Raw genomic sequence first — 16037 nt, forward strand, 5'->3', positions numbered from 1 at the left:
GATGATACGCACGGGATCATGAATGTTATAACTGCTTAATGATGCAGATGTGGGGTTTTATCCTGCTAAGGCAGTGAATTAGCAAAATATTGCGAAAATTCAGCAAGTAAAGCAACTGATTGCGCGTTGCATTCTGTCGGGTGCTGTGAATAAATACGGAGTCAATTTTAATAAAAATGCCATAAAGGCCAGGCTCGCGCCTGAAAAAGATCATTGCCTATGACCGACCATAAAGATGTTTTAGCCAGGGACATCAGCGCCAAAAGTGAAAGCATGCAGGCGCATCTCATCGCCATCCGCCGTGACATTCACGCGCATCCGGAACTAGGTTTCGACACCATTCGCACTGCGCACATCGTTGAGCAGGAGCTGCTGCGCCTGGGTTTGACGCCGAAAACCGGCGTCGGCAGAACCGGCGTGATGGTTGAGATTGTCGGCGCGCATCCCGGTAAAACCGTGCTGTTACGCGCGGACATGGATGCATTGCCAATCCATGAACAAACCGGTTTATCTTTCAGCAGCCAATATCCCGGCAAAATGCACGCCTGCGGCCACGATATTCACACCGCGACGATGCTCGGCGTGGCGGCGATTGTGCCGCACTATCGCGCGCAATTGCATGGCACCTTGCGTTTGATTTTTCAGCCAGCGGAAGAGACGCCTGATAGCGGTGCCGAAGCGATGATCGCCGATGGCGCGGCAGACGGCGTCGATCTTGCCATTACGCTGCACAATAAACCGGAACTGTCCGCCGGGGAAATTGGCTTAACGCGCGGTGCCAGCACCGCCTCCAGCGACGAGTTTGATGTGGTGGTGCACGGTAAATCAACGCATGCCGCCCGTCCGCACATGGGAACCGATCCGATCATAGCCGCCGTGAACCTGGTCAGCCAGCTGCAAACCATTATTTCGCGCGAGCTCGATCCCGCCAACTCGGCAGTGCTGACCATCGGGCACATTCATGGCGGCAGTACGCACAACATCATTTCCGATAGCTGCCTGATTCAGGGCACGGTGCGCGCCAAATCACCGGCGGCGCGTGTGCATATCGAAGAGGCGTTCAAACGTATCTGCGCGGGCGTCGCGCTGTCGCTGAATGTGCGCGTTGAGGTCAATTATCAGCGCGGCGTACCGCCGTTGATGAACGACGATGCGCTGATTGATGCGCTGGAACCGATTTTATCGCATCAGTTTAGTAAGGTGATTGTCGCCAAACCGAGCGCCAGTTTTGGTGCTGAAGATTTCTCGCTGTTTACCGAGCGCGCGCCAGGCTGCCAGATCCACATCGGATCCGGCGCGCCGGGGCGCGACGACCATCTGCACAATTCGGATTACCAACCCGACGAGCGCAGTATCCATGCCGGCACGCAGGCATTAGCCCGTTTAGCCATTGATTTACTCTCTTAAAATAACGAACTTCGAGGTTTTCTGATGATGCGTAAAGGACTGTTTACCGCTTCTATGGGCATGCTGCTGCTTGCCTCTTCCGCTCTGGTGCAGGCAAAAGATTTTGGCACGCTGAAATTCGCCACTGAAGCTGCTTATCCGCCATTTAACCAATCCACGCCGAACGGCAAAATCGTCGGTTATGAGCCGGATATGGTGGCTGAAATCGCTAAACGTGCTGGTTTCAAATACGAAATCGTGGCGCAGAAATGGTCCGGTATGATTCCGGGTTTAGTCGATGGCAAATATGACGCGGTGATCGATGCCGTGACCGTCACGCCGAAGCGTGAAGAAGTGGTGGATTTCTCTCGCCAGTACACCGTGAGTGTTTCAGGATTCGTGACTCTGAAAGGCAGCGCAGTTGATACCTTGCCAGGCAATGGCGAAGTGGTGCTGGCGGATGACGAAGCGGCTATGACCAAATCTATCGATGCTTTGAAAGCCAAATTCAAAGGCAAAACCATTGCGGTGCAGGTTGCCACCATTCAGGCGGATTTCCTCAACAAATATCTGGCGGATGTGGCAACGATTCGCACCTATCAGGCTGGCCCGGAAACCTTCGCCGATCTGCTGAACGGCCGTGTTGATGCGGTAATGGCGTCACGCACCAACCTGAATGCCTATGTGAAAAAGCATGCGGATACTGTTAATAGCACCGGTTACGGTTTCTCGGGCGGCGTGTTGGGCCAGGGTTCCGCTATCGCGATTCAGAAAAACAATCCTGAGCTGAAGGCGGCGCTGGATAACGCGTTAAATTCAATGATCAAAGATGGCACGCTGAAGCAGCTGTCTGAAAAATGGTTCGGCGAAAACGTCGCACCTAAAGAGTAATTCCAGGCGCTTATGGCTATTGATTGGCAAATCTTAGGTTTTGGTGACGAAGGTTGGGGCGGCGTGTTGCTTAACGCTGCCACGGTGACCGTCACCGTTTCATTATGTGCATGGCTGCTGGGCGCAATTCTCGGCAGCCTGTTGTGTTGGATGCAGATTGGTGGTGGGCGCTGGCAGCAGCGCCTCGCCAACGGTTACATCACGCTGTTTCGTGGTGTGCCGGAGCTGCTGGTGATCTACCTGTTCTATTTTGGTGGGCGTCAGGTGGTGTCGTTTGTTGGGGAAAGTCTTGGCCTACAAGGACCGTTTGATGTGAACGGCTTTGTCGCCGGTGCGATTGCCATCGGCCTGATCTCCGGCGCTTATCAAAGCAGCGTGTTCCGCGGTGCGTTCTATGCGATCCCAAAAGGCACGCTGGAAGCCGCAACGGTAACCGGCATGGGCCGTTTGATGCTGTTCCGCCGCATGATTGTGCCGCAGGCGCTGAAAACTGCGCTGCCGGGCATGGGCAATCAGTGGCAATCGGTGATCAAAGAGTCGGCGCTGGTTTCGGTTACTGGCTTAGTGGAAACCATGAACCAGATCTCCACCGCCTCGAACTCGACGCAAATGCCGTTCTTCTTCTACAGCGTTGGCGCGGTGATCTACCTGATCATCACCACCTGTTCCGATTTTGTTTTCCGCTATGTGGAAAAAGTGGCCATGCGCGGGCAACAACGCGCGCGGTTGTAAGGAGCCACGATGGATGTCACTTTCCTGCAGCACACCTTAGCTGCGTTGCTGCGCGGCCTGCCGCTCACGCTCAATCTGGCGCTGCTGTCGCTGTTGGGTGGCGGCGTGCTGGCGCTGCTGCTCAATCTGCTGCGCCAAAATCGCTTCGGCAGCTACGTTACCCGTTTCTACGTCTGGGTATTTCGCGGCACGCCGTTGCTGATTCAGATCTTCATGATCTATTACGGCCTCGGCAGCTTACCAGCGGTGCGCGAAAGCGTGCTGTGGCCGCTGCTGCGCGATCCTTACTGGTGCGGTTTGATTGCATTAATTCTTAACGATGCGGCTTACACCTCGGAGATTCTGCGCGGCGGGCTCAACGCGGTGAGCGTGCAGTCGCTGGAAGCGGCCAAAGTGAGCGGCATGTCGCGCTTCACCACGCTGCGTCGCATCACGCTGCCGCTGGCGGTGCGCCAGGCATTGCCGGCTTACAGCAATGAAATTATCTCGATGATCAAATCGACCTCGCTGGTCAGCACCATCAGCTTGATGGAGATGACCGGTATTGCTGATTCCATTGTCTCTGAAACTTTCCGCGCGCTGGAGGTGTTTATCAGCGCGGCGATTATCTATCTGCTACTGACCGTGCTGGTGAGTAAAGCGGTGGCGCTGCTGGAGCGCCGTTTGTCCCCTTATCACGTTGGAGCACGTCCATGAGTAAACCCACTATCGCCCTGAGTCATCTCAGAAAAAGTTATAGCGGGCACGAAGTGCTGCACGATATCAGCCTGACGGCGCAGGATGGCGACGTGATTTCGCTGATCGGTGCCAGCGGCTCCGGCAAAAGTACCTTGTTGCGCTGCATTCCGTTTTTAGAAGTGCCGCAGGGCGGGGAAATTGCGGTGGGTGACGAAGTGGTAACTATCGATAATCCCGACGAGAAGCTCAGCCGTGAGCAGCAGCACCGCATCAAGCTGATGCGCATGCAGCTCGGTTTTGTCTTCCAGAGCTTCAATCTGTGGCCGCATAAAACCGTATTGCAGAACATCATCGAAGCGCCGATTCATGTGCAGAAACGCAGTAGCAAAGAGGCGATTGAAGAGGCCGAAGCGCTGCTGCAAAAAGTGGGTCTGTACGAGAAGCGTAACGCGTGGCCTTCGCAGCTTTCGGGTGGTCAGCAACAGCGCGTGGCGATTGCCCGTGCGCTGGCGCAGCAGCCGAAGGCGATTCTGTTTGATGAGCCGACGTCAGCGCTTGACCCCGAGCTGGTGGGCGAAGTGTTACGCGTGATTCGCAGTCTGGCAGAAGAGGGACGCACCATGATCATCGTTACGCATGAAATGGGCTTCGCGCGCGATGTCTCGAACAAAGCGGTGTTTCTGCATCAGGGCAAGATTGAAGAAGCCGGTTCGCCACAGCAAGTTTTCAGCGATCCGCTTTCAGCACGCTGTCGCGCATTTGTGAGTAGTCACTTAAATCGGAATAGTTAATAACAGCTTCCTTTCTGTTTGCACCAGCTCCATGAGCGAGCTGGTGCACCTCATGGTTTCCATTAATTTCCTCGTAATCAAAGCCAGTGCTGTCGTATTTGGTGGTCCGAATCGCAGCGACCGCGCGTCAGGCACACTTCTGAAAACACGAGCCGACCGGGAAAAGTCGTTGAATCCCAATACGGCGCGGGTTACAACGTTTGACTTTAGTCAGGCCTCCTTTGCTGGAGTACTTCTTTACTGCATAACCACGGAATTCTATGCCGCACACTTACCGACCATGGATGAAAAGGTATTGGCTGGTCTGGCTACTGTTAACGCTGATCACCTTGATAGCGTTATTTGCCGATCAAATTTTGCAGCAGCAGCGTGTGGGCGAGGCGCAATTTAATCAGCAATTTAACCGCCTTGCCGCCTATCAAACGCAGAATGAAACGCTATTGCCGCTGCTTGATGGCGATGAGGATCTCGCTGCTTTGCAGAGCAAATTTCCGCAGCTTGTCCTGCTGGAACACACCGTAAATCGTCCGTTAACCGCGCCACGTTTTGAAGAAGTGAGCGGTGGACGCTATTGGCTCTACAATCCTTACCGCCAGATTCGCATGCTGATCGATTTGCACTTTGCCCTGCAAACCTCAGATGTAGCGCTGGCGTTGGCGTTTCATATCCACGCTCCGCCTGCGATGCAGACAGCGAACTATTCGGACTCGGCGCGTTGGCAATGGCAGCGGCCGTTCATCAATCACTATCAGCCGTTCTTGCTGAAAGGCAGCGCCAATCCCGACTGGCGTTCGCTGCATATGCTGCCATTTACGCTGGCGCTGCTGTTGTGGCTGGTGATTGGCGGCTTGGGCTGGTGGCTGTTGCGTCAATGGCGTCAGCATGTGGAGATGCGCCTGCGTGCGGACTATTTCCAGCGTACGCGGCGTGAAGCGCTGGGCGAGTTCACTGCGGGCATCATTCATGAAATCAATCAGCCGCTGACCGCCATCAACACCTGGTTGCATAGCAGTCAGTTACTGTTGAGGCAGGGTAAACACGAAAATCTGCCACAGGCGCTCAACGCGATGAGTTTGCAAACCGAACGCCTCGCGGCGTTGCTGCAGCGTTTTCGCGACATCGTGAGCGAACGCCCGGTAGCGATGAGCGCTGTGAATCCGGAAGCGGTTTGGCGGCGCGTAACAGTGCTGTTGCAACAGGAACTGGATGATGGCGATGTCGCGCTGCGTCAGCAGTTCCAGCACGGTCAGGCGAGAGTGCTAAGCGATCCACAGTGGCTGGAACAGGTGTTCCACAACCTGTTGCAAAACGCCATTCACATGCAGCACGGACGTCCCGATGCATGGGTGAACATTGCATCGGAGCATGTTTCACAGGGCATCAAAATCATCATCAGTGATAACGGTCCCGGCTTCTCTGCGGAAGGATTAGCGCAGGCTTGCATGCCGTTTTACAGCACGCGCGCCAATAGCATGGGATTAGGCATGACGTTGGTCGAGAACTTGATGTTACGCATGAACGGCCAGCTGCGGCTGGCAAATCGCGCTGCAGGCGGCGCGGAGATTACCTTAATTTTCCAACTGGCGGAGTAACGGAATGGTCGCAAAGGTTTGGTTAGTGGATGATGATTTGTCTGTGCGTGAATCGCTCGGTTTTTTACTTAAAACGCTGGAATATGACGTGGCCGATTTTGCCGATCTGGCCGCATTTGAAGCGGCCACGCAAGCGCAGGAACCGCTGCGTGGCTGTTTGCTGCTGGATGTGCGCATGCCGGGCATTAGCGGCCTGAGCTGGCTGGCGGAACAGGGCGATCGCCATCCGCTGCTGCCGGTGATCATCATGACCGGTCACGGTACCATTGATGCCTGCCGTCGTGCATTTCGTCAGGGCGCGTTTGAGTTTTACACCAAGCCGCTGGATATAGAACCGCTGCTGGAAACTATCCATCTGGCATTCAATGAGAGTGAACAACGTGCCGGGCGCTGGCAGTCGCAGCAGGGTTTGCAGGCGCGATTTGCGCTATTATCGGCGCGTGAAACTGAAGTAATGCAAATGATGATTGCCGGGCAAACCAGCAAAGAGATCGCGCGTGATTTATTGCTGTCGCCGCGTACCGTGGAAGCGCACCGCGCGGCAGTGTTCGCCAAGCTGGAACTCAATAATCTCGCGCAATTGATTCACGCCTGCCAGCAGCTGAACCAGGTATAACTACCAGGATGAACGGGTAATCGCCCGAATATTGCTTTTCTCTGCCGCGCTTTAAAGTGCCACTCACTATTAAACAGGAGTGACACATGAACATCCGCCTTTCTCTGATTGCCGCTGCGGCGGCCTTTGTTTCCTTTGGCAGCCATGCGGCATTAACTGAATCCAACCTTTCACTGGCTGACGCACAGAAGCTGGCAAGCGCCGCGATTCAGTCGTGCGCGGCGAAAAACTACAACGTAGCCGTGACCGTGGTTGATCGTGCCGGTGTGGTAAAAGCGGTGCAGCGCATGGATAATGCCGGTCCGCACACCGTGGAAGCCAGCCAGATGAAAGCCTACACCGCGCTCAGCACCAAAAATCCAAGCGGCAAGGTGATGGAAGCGGCGCAGAATAATGCCGGTGCGCAGAATATGCGTGATATTCCTGGCTTCCTGCTGTTGGCGGGTGGTGTGCCGGTGAAAAGCGGCGATCAGGTGATTGGCGCAATCGGCATCGGCGGCGCACCGGGCGGCAATCTGGATGAAGCCTGCGCGATGGATGCACTGAAAGCGTTATAAACAAAGTCTAGGGTCGCCATTCATGGCGACATGGTCACATGCGGCGTGACAGCGCAAAACAGATCAGCGGCATCGGCAACGTAAACAGCAGCAGCAACCACAGCAGCACATACACCGCGTCGATGCCATTATTTTGCAGGTTGTTATACAGCTGAACCGGCATGCCCTGCGGGAACCAGGCAAAGATCATCACGATGCCAAACTCGCCCATAGCACGCGCCCACGCCAGTGCGCTGGCGGTTGCCAGCCCCGGCGCGGCAAGCGGGATCGATAGACGCCAAAAACGCTGCCACGGCGACGCGCCCAACGTGCGGCCCGCTTCCAGAATCGGCTTTGGCACACCGGCAAACGCCGAACGTGCGGTGGTGACGAAGTAGGGCAACGCGCCGTACCATTGCGCCAGAATAAACGCGGCCGGATTATTCACCAGCGTCCAGCCAAACTTCTCCAACAGTTCACCCGGCAAACTATACGGCCCGTAAGCGCTTACCAACAAAATCCCCATCGCCAGCGGCGGCGTCAGCAGCGGGATCATCACCAGCAGTTCGACGATTAACCGCATCCGACCGCGCGCCTGCGACAGCCACCATGCCAGCGGCAATCCACTGACAAAAATCAGCAATAGCGCGATCACACCCAAACCCAGCGACGTAGCGATAGCATTGCCATCGCCCCACGCCAGCTGCAGATGCTGCCAGTTGGTGACGCCAATCAGCGTGAGAAAAGGCACCGCCAGCAACAGCAGTGCGGGCAGTGACAGCCATAGCGCGGTGGCGTGACGGGTTTTCATCAAGGGTAGATCGAACTGCCTTTCGGCGCGGCATAGCCATTCTGTTTAAACAGCGCCTGTCCCGGCTGACTCAGCATAAAATCGACAAAGGCTTTGCCGGCGGCAGCGCCGTGCGGGGCGTTCTTCAACACGGCGGCGTAGTAAACCAGCGGCTGCGTGTGTAGCACTTTGTCTTTGCCCGCGCCGTCTTTCACGCTGAAACTCACCGTGTTGTACCACTGCTTCGCCATTGCCGGATTACTCAGATTAATCTCGTCGGGCAGTGCCACATAGGGCAGATGCGCGGAGATCACTTCGCTCTCGTAACCGGCGGCGGCATCAACCTGGCCGCTTTCCAGCCGTGTTAGCAGGCCGCCTTCCAGATGGGTTTGTGCCGGATTTTGATAGCCGCCCATAATTTTATCGGCGATGCCCGGCTGATGGTAATACTTCTCAGCTAGCAGCAGGGTAAAGATGATGTTCTGACCTTTAGGGTCGTTGATCGGATCGGTGCGGCCAAACTTAATGCCTGGCGTTGCCAGCACCTTCAGCCAGCTGGTGTTGCTGCCTTTGGCCTGCGCGAACTGCTGCGCGTATTTTCCTTTCGGGCTATACGCCACCACCATACTGGTGCTCGCCACTGGGACCGCATCATCAATCAATCCAGCATCTTTCAGGATCTGCATCGGCCCTGGTGTGATGGAAACAAACACATCGGCGGTGATTTTTTTGCTCGCCAGCAAACGTGCCATGCCATAGGCGCCCTGGCCCTGACCTTCGTACGTGCCGTTATTTTGCTTAGCAAAGGCCGGACCTAATGATTGGTCCATCACTTTGCCCATCGAACCGGCGTAGGTCACGCGGATATCGGTGTTCGTTTGTGCATGCAGACTAAAGCCCGCGCCCGCTGTGAGCAGCAGCGCGGTGAGGTGAGTAAATCGCATTTCGTTTATCGCTATATAATTAGGTAGATAGCGATTATCGGAATTGAGGCAAGCAGTGCAAGCGAAAATCTATTGCGAAATCATACCAAAGGCCCGCCGCAACGGGCCGACGCGCTTAGGCGAGAATGCGTTTGGCCCAGGATTCAATCTCGTCGCCGCTGCCGATATCCAGCTGCACTAACCCATTGGTGATGAAGGTTGGTGAAACGTGGATGCCATTTTGCCGCGAATATTTGCTGTGCCATTTGATCTCATTTTGCAGTCCGGCACGCAGGAACGGTTCGCGTGCGTTAACGCCGCTGTACTGCTCAAGACGATCGAGAATCTGATTCGGCGTCGCGTCCATATTCGGGCCGTGGCTGTGATCGATAAACTCGAACTCTTCACGATGATCGGCCACCGCTTGCAGCACCTTTTTGGCTGCCGCTTTGCCTTCCGGCAAGGTTGAGGCGGCAAGGATGTAGCGCACAATCACACCCGAATACATATGCCAGGGCTGTGATTGCAAACGGATTTTTAACGTCATCTTCTCTTCGCCCACTAATTGCAGCAGCGCGTCGAGCTTGTTGAATGCGCGCACGGAGAACGGGCAGGTCGGTTCCAGAAAGACTTCAAACACTTTCGGGCCGTGGCCCCAAACCAGCGGATCGGCGTGTAATGCGGTGGATTGGCTCATGGTAATTCCCTTTTGCAACGATAAAAGTTGCCTTACTTTGGCAAAGCGCTGCGCAGACAGCCAGCGCGGGCTTATGCTTTTTTGTTACAAAGCCATTCGCGGGCTGCAAATGTGACGAAAGAAAAATCGTTTTATAGATCCGCGAGCTACAAGAAACTCGGCCCGCACCGGCTTTGCACAGAAAATAAGCGGCTATAGTTAATCCTGTTTCAATCTTCTTACTTGTAGCATTTTTAGTTCATTTGCCTGGAGCCAAACGTTAAGAGCATCGAGGTTCAATGTGTTTGCCAATCTCTCCTGGAAAATCATTCATCAGGTTCTCAACGAAACCATTGTTGAGTTAATGGACGAACATGAAACGCTGGACGTTCCCACTCTGCGTGAGCGGCTGCTGGAGATGGCGGAGAGCGAATCCGATGAATTAATGGTGTTGTGTTACTGGCAAGCGAGCAGAGTGCTAACGCGCTTGCCGCCGACGGTAACCGCCAGCCAACTGATTGAAGAGGCGCGCGTCGCCTATCGCACGCCGATTTATCATGATCCGCTTTAACCCTTGATGCTTTTCAGCGGTTTTAACGCGTTAAAGCGGCTAAGTGACGGATTTATGGTCAAGAGCGGGAAACACGCTCTGCTAGACTTGCCCTGTCAAAAACCTGGATACAGAGGACAGTAATGAAAATCAAAAGTTATGCCGCCTTGAACGCGGGTGAAGCGCTGGTGCCTCACGAGTACGAAGCTGGTGAACTGGCTGCTGAAGAGGTGCAGGTTGAGGTCGATTACTGCGGTGTTTGTCACTCAGATTTGTCGATGATCGATAACGAGTGGGGCATCTCCTCGTTCCCGGTGATTGCCGGCCATGAAGTGATTGGTCGCATCAGCGCCTTAGGCGACGCGGCGCAAAACAAAGGTTTGAAAGTGGGCCAGCGCGTGGGCATCGGCTGGACAGCGAAAAGCTGTCAGCACTGTAATGCCTGTATCAATGGCGAGCACGTCAACTGTGAAAACGGTTCGGTGCCAACCATCATGAATAAAGGCGGTTTTGCCAGCCATCTGCGTGCCGACTGGCAATGGGTGATCCCGCTGCCGGAAGCGATGGATTACACTTCGGCGGGTCCACTGCTGTGTGGCGGCATCACCGTATTTAAACCGCTGTTGATGCATCATGTCACCGCAACCAGCCGCGTTGGCGTGATCGGCATTGGCGGCCTGGGCCACATGGCGATTAAATTGCTGCGTGCGATGGGTGCAGAAGTGACGGCATTCAGCTCCAACGCCAGCAAAACCGAGTCGATCAAAGCGATGGGCGCGGACCGCGTGGTTAACAGCCGCGACCCACAGGCGCTGAACGCGCTGGCTGGGCAATTTGATTTGATCATCAGCACGGTAGCCGTCGATCTCGATTGGGCACCGTACTTCCAGGCGCTGGCACCGCACGGTAAATTCCACACCGTCGGCGCAGTAATGAAGCCGTTTGAAGTGCCGGCGTTCAGCCTGATTATGGGCGATCGCGCGGTGACCGGTTCTTCTACCGGTTCACCAGGCCAGCTGCGTTCACTGATGAAACTGGCATCGCGTGCGGATATCGCGCCACAGGTGGAAGAGTTCCCGATGTCCAAAATCAACGAAGCGTTGGATCACGTACGCGCGGGTAAAGCCAATTACCGCGTAGTGTTGAAAGCCGATTTTTAATACGTCAAACGGTGCGCATTACTGCGCACCGATTTACCTATCGCACCTCCCTCCCAAACAGCATCCTCAGCCTTAATCCCCTGATTGTTCGGCATATAATGACGCATCGCTTTGATAAACTGCTGTCACCCAACTCAACTCGAGGACAGCAATGAAAATTTCCAGCTATGCCGCTCTGCAAGCGGGTGAGGCGTTGGTGCCTTACGAATACGATGCCGGTCCACTGGCCGCTGAGGATGTGCAGGTTGCGGTAGATTATTGCGGCGTCTGCCACTCTGATTTGTCAATGATCGATAACGAATGGGGCGGCTCGCGCTATCCGCTGATTGCGGGTCACGAAGTGATTGGTCGTGTGGTGGCTTTGGGTGATGCGGCGCAAAACAAAGGGCTGCACATCGGCCAGCGCGTGGGCATTGGCTGGACAGCGAAAAGCTGCCAGCACTGCGATGCCTGTATCGAAGGCGATCAGGTGAACTGCGAAAACGGTAAAACCTCTACCATCAATAATCACGGCGGCTTTGCCAGTCATCTGCGCGCTAACTGGCAATGGGTGATCCCACTGCCGGACGCGCTGGATATCGCCACCGCTGGGCCGTTACTCTGCGGCGGTATTACCGTGTTTAAACCGCTGTTAATGCACAACATCTCCGCCACCAGCCGCGTCGGCGTGATCGGCATTGGCGGTCTGGGGCATATGGCGATCAAACTGCTGCGGGCGATGGGTGCGCACGTTACGGCGTTCAGTTCCTCTGCCGCGAAAAACGATTCGATTAAAGCGATGGGCGCCGATCGGGTAGTGAACAGCCGTGATCCGCAGGCGTTGAGCGCGCTGGCCGGGCAGTTTGATCTGATTATCAGCACCGTGGCGGTGGATCTGGACTGGAAGCCGTACTATCAGGCGCTGGCGCGCCGTGGCGCGTTCCATACTGTGGGCGCGGTGATGAAGCCGTTTGAAGTGCCGGCGTTCAGTTTGATTGTTGGTGACCGTGCGTTAACCGGATCGTCAACCGGTTCACCGGGCCAATTGCGGGCGTTGCTGAAATTGGCATCGCGTACTGACATCGCGCCGCAGGTTGAAGCGTTCCCGATGTCGCAGGTGAATGAAGCGCTGGAACATCTGCGTGCCGGGAAAGCGAACTATCGCGTGGTGTTGAAAGCGGATTTTTAAGGGCGGTGCAGGTGGTAAAAAAGGTCGCCATGGATGGCGACCCTACGAAATTAGCCTCGGTCATCCTTTTCGCCGAGGAAGAAATACCACAGCGGGATTGACGTCAGTGCGGTAAACACCGTGGTGTACAACGCAATCATAAAGCCCTGCGTGATGTACATGGTCAGCGACCAGTGGCTGAACGGAATGCCATATTGATCGATAACGCCGCCGATAATCGCATTGCTCATCACCGTGCCGACAATCAGCGCCAGGATGAACAAACCGCGCAGGAAATAGCGCATCTCTTTACGCTTCACGGCAAAGCGTGCGCGAATAATGCCCAGCGGAGATTGCTGTGAGGCCAGCAGCGCGGCTTCATCAAGCGGCGCGCGTTGCTGTTTACGCCAGCGCAGAATATCCAGCAGCAGGAACGCCAGCAAACTCGCGCCCATCACCGGCAGCGCGTAACCCAACGCCAGCGCCAACATTAACCACGCACCTTTGGCGTAATGCGGCAACGCCATCCAGGTTTCGGTCAGGGTTTGTGCTGGATTCGCTTCGACATCTTTTGGCCGGCGAATCCACCACATGCGATAACCGAGCACAATCATGCTGCATAAACCAAGGCCAAAGAACGCCAGCAGCAGCTGATTGGGCAATCCAAACAGCACGCCCATGTGCGCATCCACACCCCAGCGCGTCAGCTTCGCCACCAGCGGGAAATTGGCAAAGTAGACGTGATCCACCACGCTAAAGTCCTGCGGATTCACCGTCACCGCATCCACTTGCGTTGGCCAGCTGCGGTCAATTTCCGTCACCGCCCACGCTTTGTCGGCGCTTTTCGGCTGACGCAATTCGAGCTTCGCTGCGCTCAGCCCATCCTGACGCGCCGCGTTCAGAACGCGATCCCAGTCGGCATCGGCAGCGTTATTACGCACCGGTTTGGCGGGCGCCGCCGCCGGTTTGGTCATGGATGACATCGGCATGCTCATGCCCGACATATCCGCCCTATGCTCGGCGTGCGGATCGGCTGGTGCAGCAGGCGCATCGCTATTCAGCGAGGTATTGACTTGTGGCGTCAGCCAGTTCAGTTCAGTACGCATGCGATCGATATTGCCGCCCGCCCACTGCGACCACGTCAGGCCGGTCACTGAGAAGAACACCAAACCGATTGCCAGCGTCAGTCCGAGCGTGACGTGCCAGTGTCGGCTGAAGGCGAAGCCACTGCGCGGCTGTTTCAGCTTCCGTTTCGGACGTGTTCCCAGCCACAGCACCACGCCACCCAGCGCCGCCACCCACAGCCAGGACGCCGCCAGTTCGCTGTAGTTGCGACCGAAATCGCCCAGCAGCAGGCTGCTGTGCAGTAAGTCAATGGTGGTGCGCAACGGCAATACGCCGCTGGTGCCGTAAACCGGCATATCGCCTTTCACTTTCAGGCTATAAGGATCGATAAATACCGCACGCGACAGCGATGCACCAAGCGTGGCGTCGCTGAATTGCACCCACGTGGTGTCCGTTGCGTGCGGCGCAGGACGCACCGCGTAAATGTGTTGATTTTCTCCCGCATAAGCGCGGGCCGCGCTGATTTGCGCGGACAGCGGCTGCGCGTTGCCATGTGGTTCAGCAGTTAGCGCATCGGCATAAATCAGGTTTTCCAGCTGAGGCGTTAACACATAAAGCGTGCCGCTGAGCGCCGCAACGAAGATGAACGGGGCGACAAACAGACCAATATAAAAATGTAAGCGACGTAGCAAATTAAGCACCGCGCCGCGCGGTGCTGCAGAGTGAGCAGCAGACAAAGCCGTCTTCCTTCCAAAAAGAAATTGTCTTAGCACATCGCTCAAGCCGAGCGTGCGCTGCAATAAAATGAGGTCAGCAGGAAAGCGGTGCAGGCGGGGCGCGCGGACGATGAATGCTGCTAAAGCGACGCACAATCGGCGCAACCACGCGGGGCAGCGGCGGGGCGCGTGAGATCACCATGATCAGCCAGATGAACGGAATAAACACCCACATCAATAGCGGGACATGCACCAGCAGATCACAGTAGCCGCAGGCAAACTCGCCGTCGTCCATCATGTGATGGCTCATGCCGGGCATCGGCATATCCGCCATCATCATTTCATGATGGCTCATTGAGCTAACCATCATGCTGTGCTGCGGCATTGACCGCAGCTGGCTTTGACGCTCCATCAACGTTTTCGACACAATCGGCGCGACGAACAGCAGCAGCACCGCCACAATGGCGACGCAGGCAGTGAAACGCTGGCGGAAGTGATGTGTAAACGTCATGGTTGCTAGTGGATGATTCCGTAAATGAGGCGGAAGTGTAACGCGAATGCCCCTGGTGGGTTAAAAAAATAGAGGTTATTTAAGTAAAAATTCGCACCTTTTGAAAATAATCACTTAAAGAGATGTGGCCGTTAACGTTAATGCAACCTGTTAAATACAGAGTGGAAACAATATGATGTGGTCGCCATGAATGGCGACCCTACGGTGATTCAAGACGCCTTAAAAAATCGATCTTCCCAGTCGTTCGGTAAGTTTCTCCAGCAGCGCGGTGCCTGCTAAGGAGTTACCCGAATGATCCAGCGCGGGCGACCAGACTGCGATACTCATGTCGCCGGGGATCACCGCGACAATGCCGCCGCCGACGCCCGACTTCGCTGGCATACCCACGCGCCAGGCGAATTCCCCGGCACCATCGTACATGCCGCTGGTCATCATCAAGGCGTTCACCTGACGTGCCTGGCGCGGTGAGATCACCGCTGATTCATCATCCTGAGTGCGGCCCTGATTGGCGAGATAGAGAAAGGTGCGCGCCAGTTCTTCACAACTCATCGCTAACGAGCAGTAGTGAAAATAGGTTTCCATCACTTTGCTGACATCGTTATGGAAGTTGCCGAAGGATTTCATCAGCCAGGCAATGGCGGCATTGCGTGCCGAATGTTCGTATTCAGAGCGCGCGACGACGCGATCGTAATTGATGTCGTTTTGCTGCGCCAGACGACGCACAATTTCCAGCATGCGCTGACGTGGTGCTGTCAGGCGGCTTTCAAGCAGATCGCACATCACCAGCGCACCGGCATTGATAAACGGATTGCGCGGTTTGCCTTGTTCCAGCTCCAGCTGCACTAGCGAATTGAACGCCTGGCCGGACGGCTCTTTGCCGACGCGTTGCCAGATTTCACCATCCTCATACAAGGTGAGCGCCACGCTGAGTGACAACACTTTGGAAATTGATTGGATGGAGAAACGTGTCGCGGCATCGCCGGCCTGAAAACAGCGTCCGTCAGGCGTGCAAATGGCGATGCCGAGCTGGTCGGCATCCACGTCGGCCAGCGCCGGAATATAATCCGCCACTTTCCCCTGTTGGGTGAGCGGGCGAACTTCGCTGACAATCTCTTCTAGCAATGCATTACTGAGTTCCGACACCTTCACGCTCCATGTAGCCATTCGTGGCCAGGATGATGGTGATTTGCGTGCAGCGCGTCAATCGGCGGCGCGAAATTCTGTGAGCCTTCTGGGTGAAGCCTGCGTTACAGTGCGAGCTGATTTCTTCAAATGTC

Annotated in this window: 17 protein-coding genes; 11 read left to right on the plus strand and 6 right to left on the minus strand. The window is 55.6% G+C overall.

The window, feature by feature from the left end; all coding sequences use genetic code 11:
- The first annotated feature begins 219 nt into the window (after window positions 1-219).
- The 8 genes from NQH49_RS19590 to NQH49_RS19625 all read left to right on the plus strand — a co-directional run bounded on the left by NQH49_RS19590 (window position 220) and on the right by NQH49_RS19625 (window position 7243).
- Window positions 220-1407: a M20 metallopeptidase family protein gene (locus tag NQH49_RS19590; protein WP_256699078.1), complete on the plus strand. Its 1188-nt coding sequence runs from the start codon at window positions 220-222 to the stop codon at window positions 1405-1407.
- A 21-nt stretch (window positions 1408-1428) separates the two neighbouring features.
- On the plus strand, window positions 1429-2277 hold the full coding sequence (locus NQH49_RS19595; protein WP_305961345.1) for a transporter substrate-binding domain-containing protein: 849 nt from the start codon (window positions 1429-1431) through the stop codon (window positions 2275-2277).
- Window positions 2278-2289: 12 nt separating this feature from the next.
- Entirely contained in the window at window positions 2290-3009 is a 720-nt protein-coding gene (locus NQH49_RS19600) for an ABC transporter permease (protein ID WP_008109228.1), read from the plus strand.
- A 9-nt stretch (window positions 3010-3018) separates the two neighbouring features.
- Window positions 3019-3705 (plus strand): ABC transporter permease, encoded by a 687-nt coding sequence (locus NQH49_RS19605; protein ID WP_061719022.1) that lies wholly within the window; start codon window positions 3019-3021, stop codon window positions 3703-3705.
- Window positions 3702-4478 (plus strand): ABC transporter ATP-binding protein, encoded by a 777-nt coding sequence (locus NQH49_RS19610; RefSeq protein WP_256699081.1) that lies wholly within the window; start codon window positions 3702-3704, stop codon window positions 4476-4478. Before NQH49_RS19605 ends, NQH49_RS19610 begins: the two co-directional genes overlap by 4 nt.
- Window positions 4479-4762: 284 nt before the next feature.
- The gene (locus tag NQH49_RS19615) at window positions 4763-6070 is read left to right on the plus strand and encodes a sensor histidine kinase (RefSeq protein WP_256699082.1); all 1308 of its coding nucleotides are present in this window, start codon (window positions 4763-4765) and stop codon (window positions 6068-6070) included.
- 4 nt (window positions 6071-6074) lie between these two features.
- A complete protein-coding gene (locus NQH49_RS19620) occupies window positions 6075-6686 on the plus strand; it encodes a response regulator transcription factor (protein ID WP_256699083.1) in 612 nt (203 codons plus the stop codon).
- Window positions 6687-6772: 86 nt separating this feature from the next.
- A complete protein-coding gene (locus NQH49_RS19625) occupies window positions 6773-7243 on the plus strand; it encodes a GlcG/HbpS family heme-binding protein (protein WP_008109237.1) in 471 nt (156 codons plus the stop codon).
- 34 nt (window positions 7244-7277) lie between these two features.
- Here NQH49_RS19625 and NQH49_RS19630 read toward each other — a convergent pair whose 3' ends face one another.
- The 3 genes from NQH49_RS19630 to NQH49_RS19640 form a co-directional block, all read right to left on the minus strand.
- Window positions 7278-8033, minus strand: a complete 756-nt coding sequence (locus NQH49_RS19630; RefSeq protein WP_256699084.1) for a molybdate ABC transporter permease subunit — start codon at window positions 8031-8033, stop codon at window positions 7278-7280.
- Window positions 8033-8956, minus strand: coding sequence for an extracellular solute-binding protein (locus NQH49_RS19635; protein WP_256699085.1), 924 nt, complete (start codon window positions 8954-8956; stop codon window positions 8033-8035). The genes NQH49_RS19630 and NQH49_RS19635 overlap by 1 nt, the downstream gene beginning before the upstream one ends.
- Before the next feature lie 115 nt (window positions 8957-9071).
- Entirely contained in the window at window positions 9072-9632 is a 561-nt protein-coding gene (locus tag NQH49_RS19640; protein ID WP_256699087.1) for a thioredoxin, read from the minus strand.
- A 280-nt stretch (window positions 9633-9912) separates the two neighbouring features.
- Between NQH49_RS19640 and NQH49_RS19645 the strand changes: the two genes are divergently transcribed.
- The 3 genes from NQH49_RS19645 to ahr (NQH49_RS19655) all read left to right on the plus strand — a co-directional run bounded on the left by NQH49_RS19645 (window position 9913) and on the right by ahr (NQH49_RS19655) (window position 12489).
- Window positions 9913-10182: a hypothetical protein gene (locus tag NQH49_RS19645; RefSeq protein WP_256699089.1), complete on the plus strand. Its 270-nt coding sequence runs from the start codon at window positions 9913-9915 to the stop codon at window positions 10180-10182.
- Window positions 10183-10304: 122 nt separating this feature from the next.
- A complete protein-coding gene (gene ahr, locus NQH49_RS19650; protein ID WP_008108001.1) occupies window positions 10305-11321 on the plus strand; it encodes an NADPH-dependent aldehyde reductase Ahr in 1017 nt (338 codons plus the stop codon).
- 151 nt (window positions 11322-11472) lie between these two features.
- Window positions 11473-12489, plus strand: a complete 1017-nt coding sequence (gene ahr, locus NQH49_RS19655; protein ID WP_256699091.1) for an NADPH-dependent aldehyde reductase Ahr — start codon at window positions 11473-11475, stop codon at window positions 12487-12489.
- Between the two features lie 50 nt (window positions 12490-12539).
- Here the strand turns inward: ahr (NQH49_RS19655) and NQH49_RS19660 are convergent, their stop codons facing one another.
- The 3 genes from NQH49_RS19660 to glsB all read right to left on the minus strand — a co-directional run bounded on the left by NQH49_RS19660 (window position 12540) and on the right by glsB (window position 15903).
- Window positions 12540-14270, minus strand: a complete 1731-nt coding sequence (locus tag NQH49_RS19660; protein WP_256699093.1) for a DUF2534 family protein — start codon at window positions 14268-14270, stop codon at window positions 12540-12542.
- Between the two features lie 73 nt (window positions 14271-14343).
- Window positions 14344-14760 (minus strand): DUF2946 domain-containing protein, encoded by a 417-nt coding sequence (locus NQH49_RS19665; protein WP_256699094.1) that lies wholly within the window; start codon window positions 14758-14760, stop codon window positions 14344-14346.
- 219 nt (window positions 14761-14979) lie between these two features.
- Window positions 14980-15903, minus strand: coding sequence for a glutaminase B (glsB, locus tag NQH49_RS19670; RefSeq protein ID WP_175501710.1), 924 nt, complete (start codon window positions 15901-15903; stop codon window positions 14980-14982).
- Window positions 15904-16037: the final 134 nt, after the last annotated feature.

It is taken from the genome of Pantoea trifolii, from assembly GCF_024506435.1.
In the GTDB taxonomy this organism is placed as follows: Bacteria; Pseudomonadota; Gammaproteobacteria; order Enterobacterales; family Enterobacteriaceae; genus Pantoea; species Pantoea trifolii.

Excerpts from the sequence above, each read along its gene's own strand:
- NQH49_RS19590 (WP_256699078.1), top strand. The coding sequence starts at position 220 with ATGACCGACCATAAAGATGTTTTAGCCAGGGACATCAGCGCCAAAAGT.
- NQH49_RS19600 (WP_008109228.1), top strand. The coding sequence starts at position 2,290 with ATGGCTATTGATTGGCAAATCTTAGGTTTTGGTGACGAAGGTTGGGGC.
- NQH49_RS19605 (WP_061719022.1), top strand. The coding sequence starts at position 3,019 with ATGGATGTCACTTTCCTGCAGCACACCTTAGCTGCGTTGCTGCGCGGC.
- NQH49_RS19610 (WP_256699081.1), top strand. The coding sequence starts at position 3,702 with ATGAGTAAACCCACTATCGCCCTGAGTCATCTCAGAAAAAGTTATAGC.
- NQH49_RS19615 (WP_256699082.1), top strand. The coding sequence starts at position 4,763 with ATGAAAAGGTATTGGCTGGTCTGGCTACTGTTAACGCTGATCACCTTG.
- NQH49_RS19620 (WP_256699083.1), top strand. The coding sequence starts at position 6,075 with ATGGTCGCAAAGGTTTGGTTAGTGGATGATGATTTGTCTGTGCGTGAA.
- NQH49_RS19625 (WP_008109237.1), top strand. The coding sequence starts at position 6,773 with ATGAACATCCGCCTTTCTCTGATTGCCGCTGCGGCGGCCTTTGTTTCC.
- NQH49_RS19630 (WP_256699084.1), bottom strand. The coding sequence starts at position 8,033 with ATGAAAACCCGTCACGCCACCGCGCTATGGCTGTCACTGCCCGCACTG.
- NQH49_RS19635 (WP_256699085.1), bottom strand. The coding sequence starts at position 8,956 with ATGCGATTTACTCACCTCACCGCGCTGCTGCTCACAGCGGGCGCGGGC.
- NQH49_RS19640 (WP_256699087.1), bottom strand. The coding sequence starts at position 9,632 with ATGAGCCAATCCACCGCATTACACGCCGATCCGCTGGTTTGGGGCCAC.
- ahr (WP_008108001.1), top strand. The coding sequence starts at position 10,305 with ATGAAAATCAAAAGTTATGCCGCCTTGAACGCGGGTGAAGCGCTGGTG.
- ahr (WP_256699091.1), top strand. The coding sequence starts at position 11,473 with ATGAAAATTTCCAGCTATGCCGCTCTGCAAGCGGGTGAGGCGTTGGTG.
- NQH49_RS19665 (WP_256699094.1), bottom strand. The coding sequence starts at position 14,760 with ATGACGTTTACACATCACTTCCGCCAGCGTTTCACTGCCTGCGTCGCC.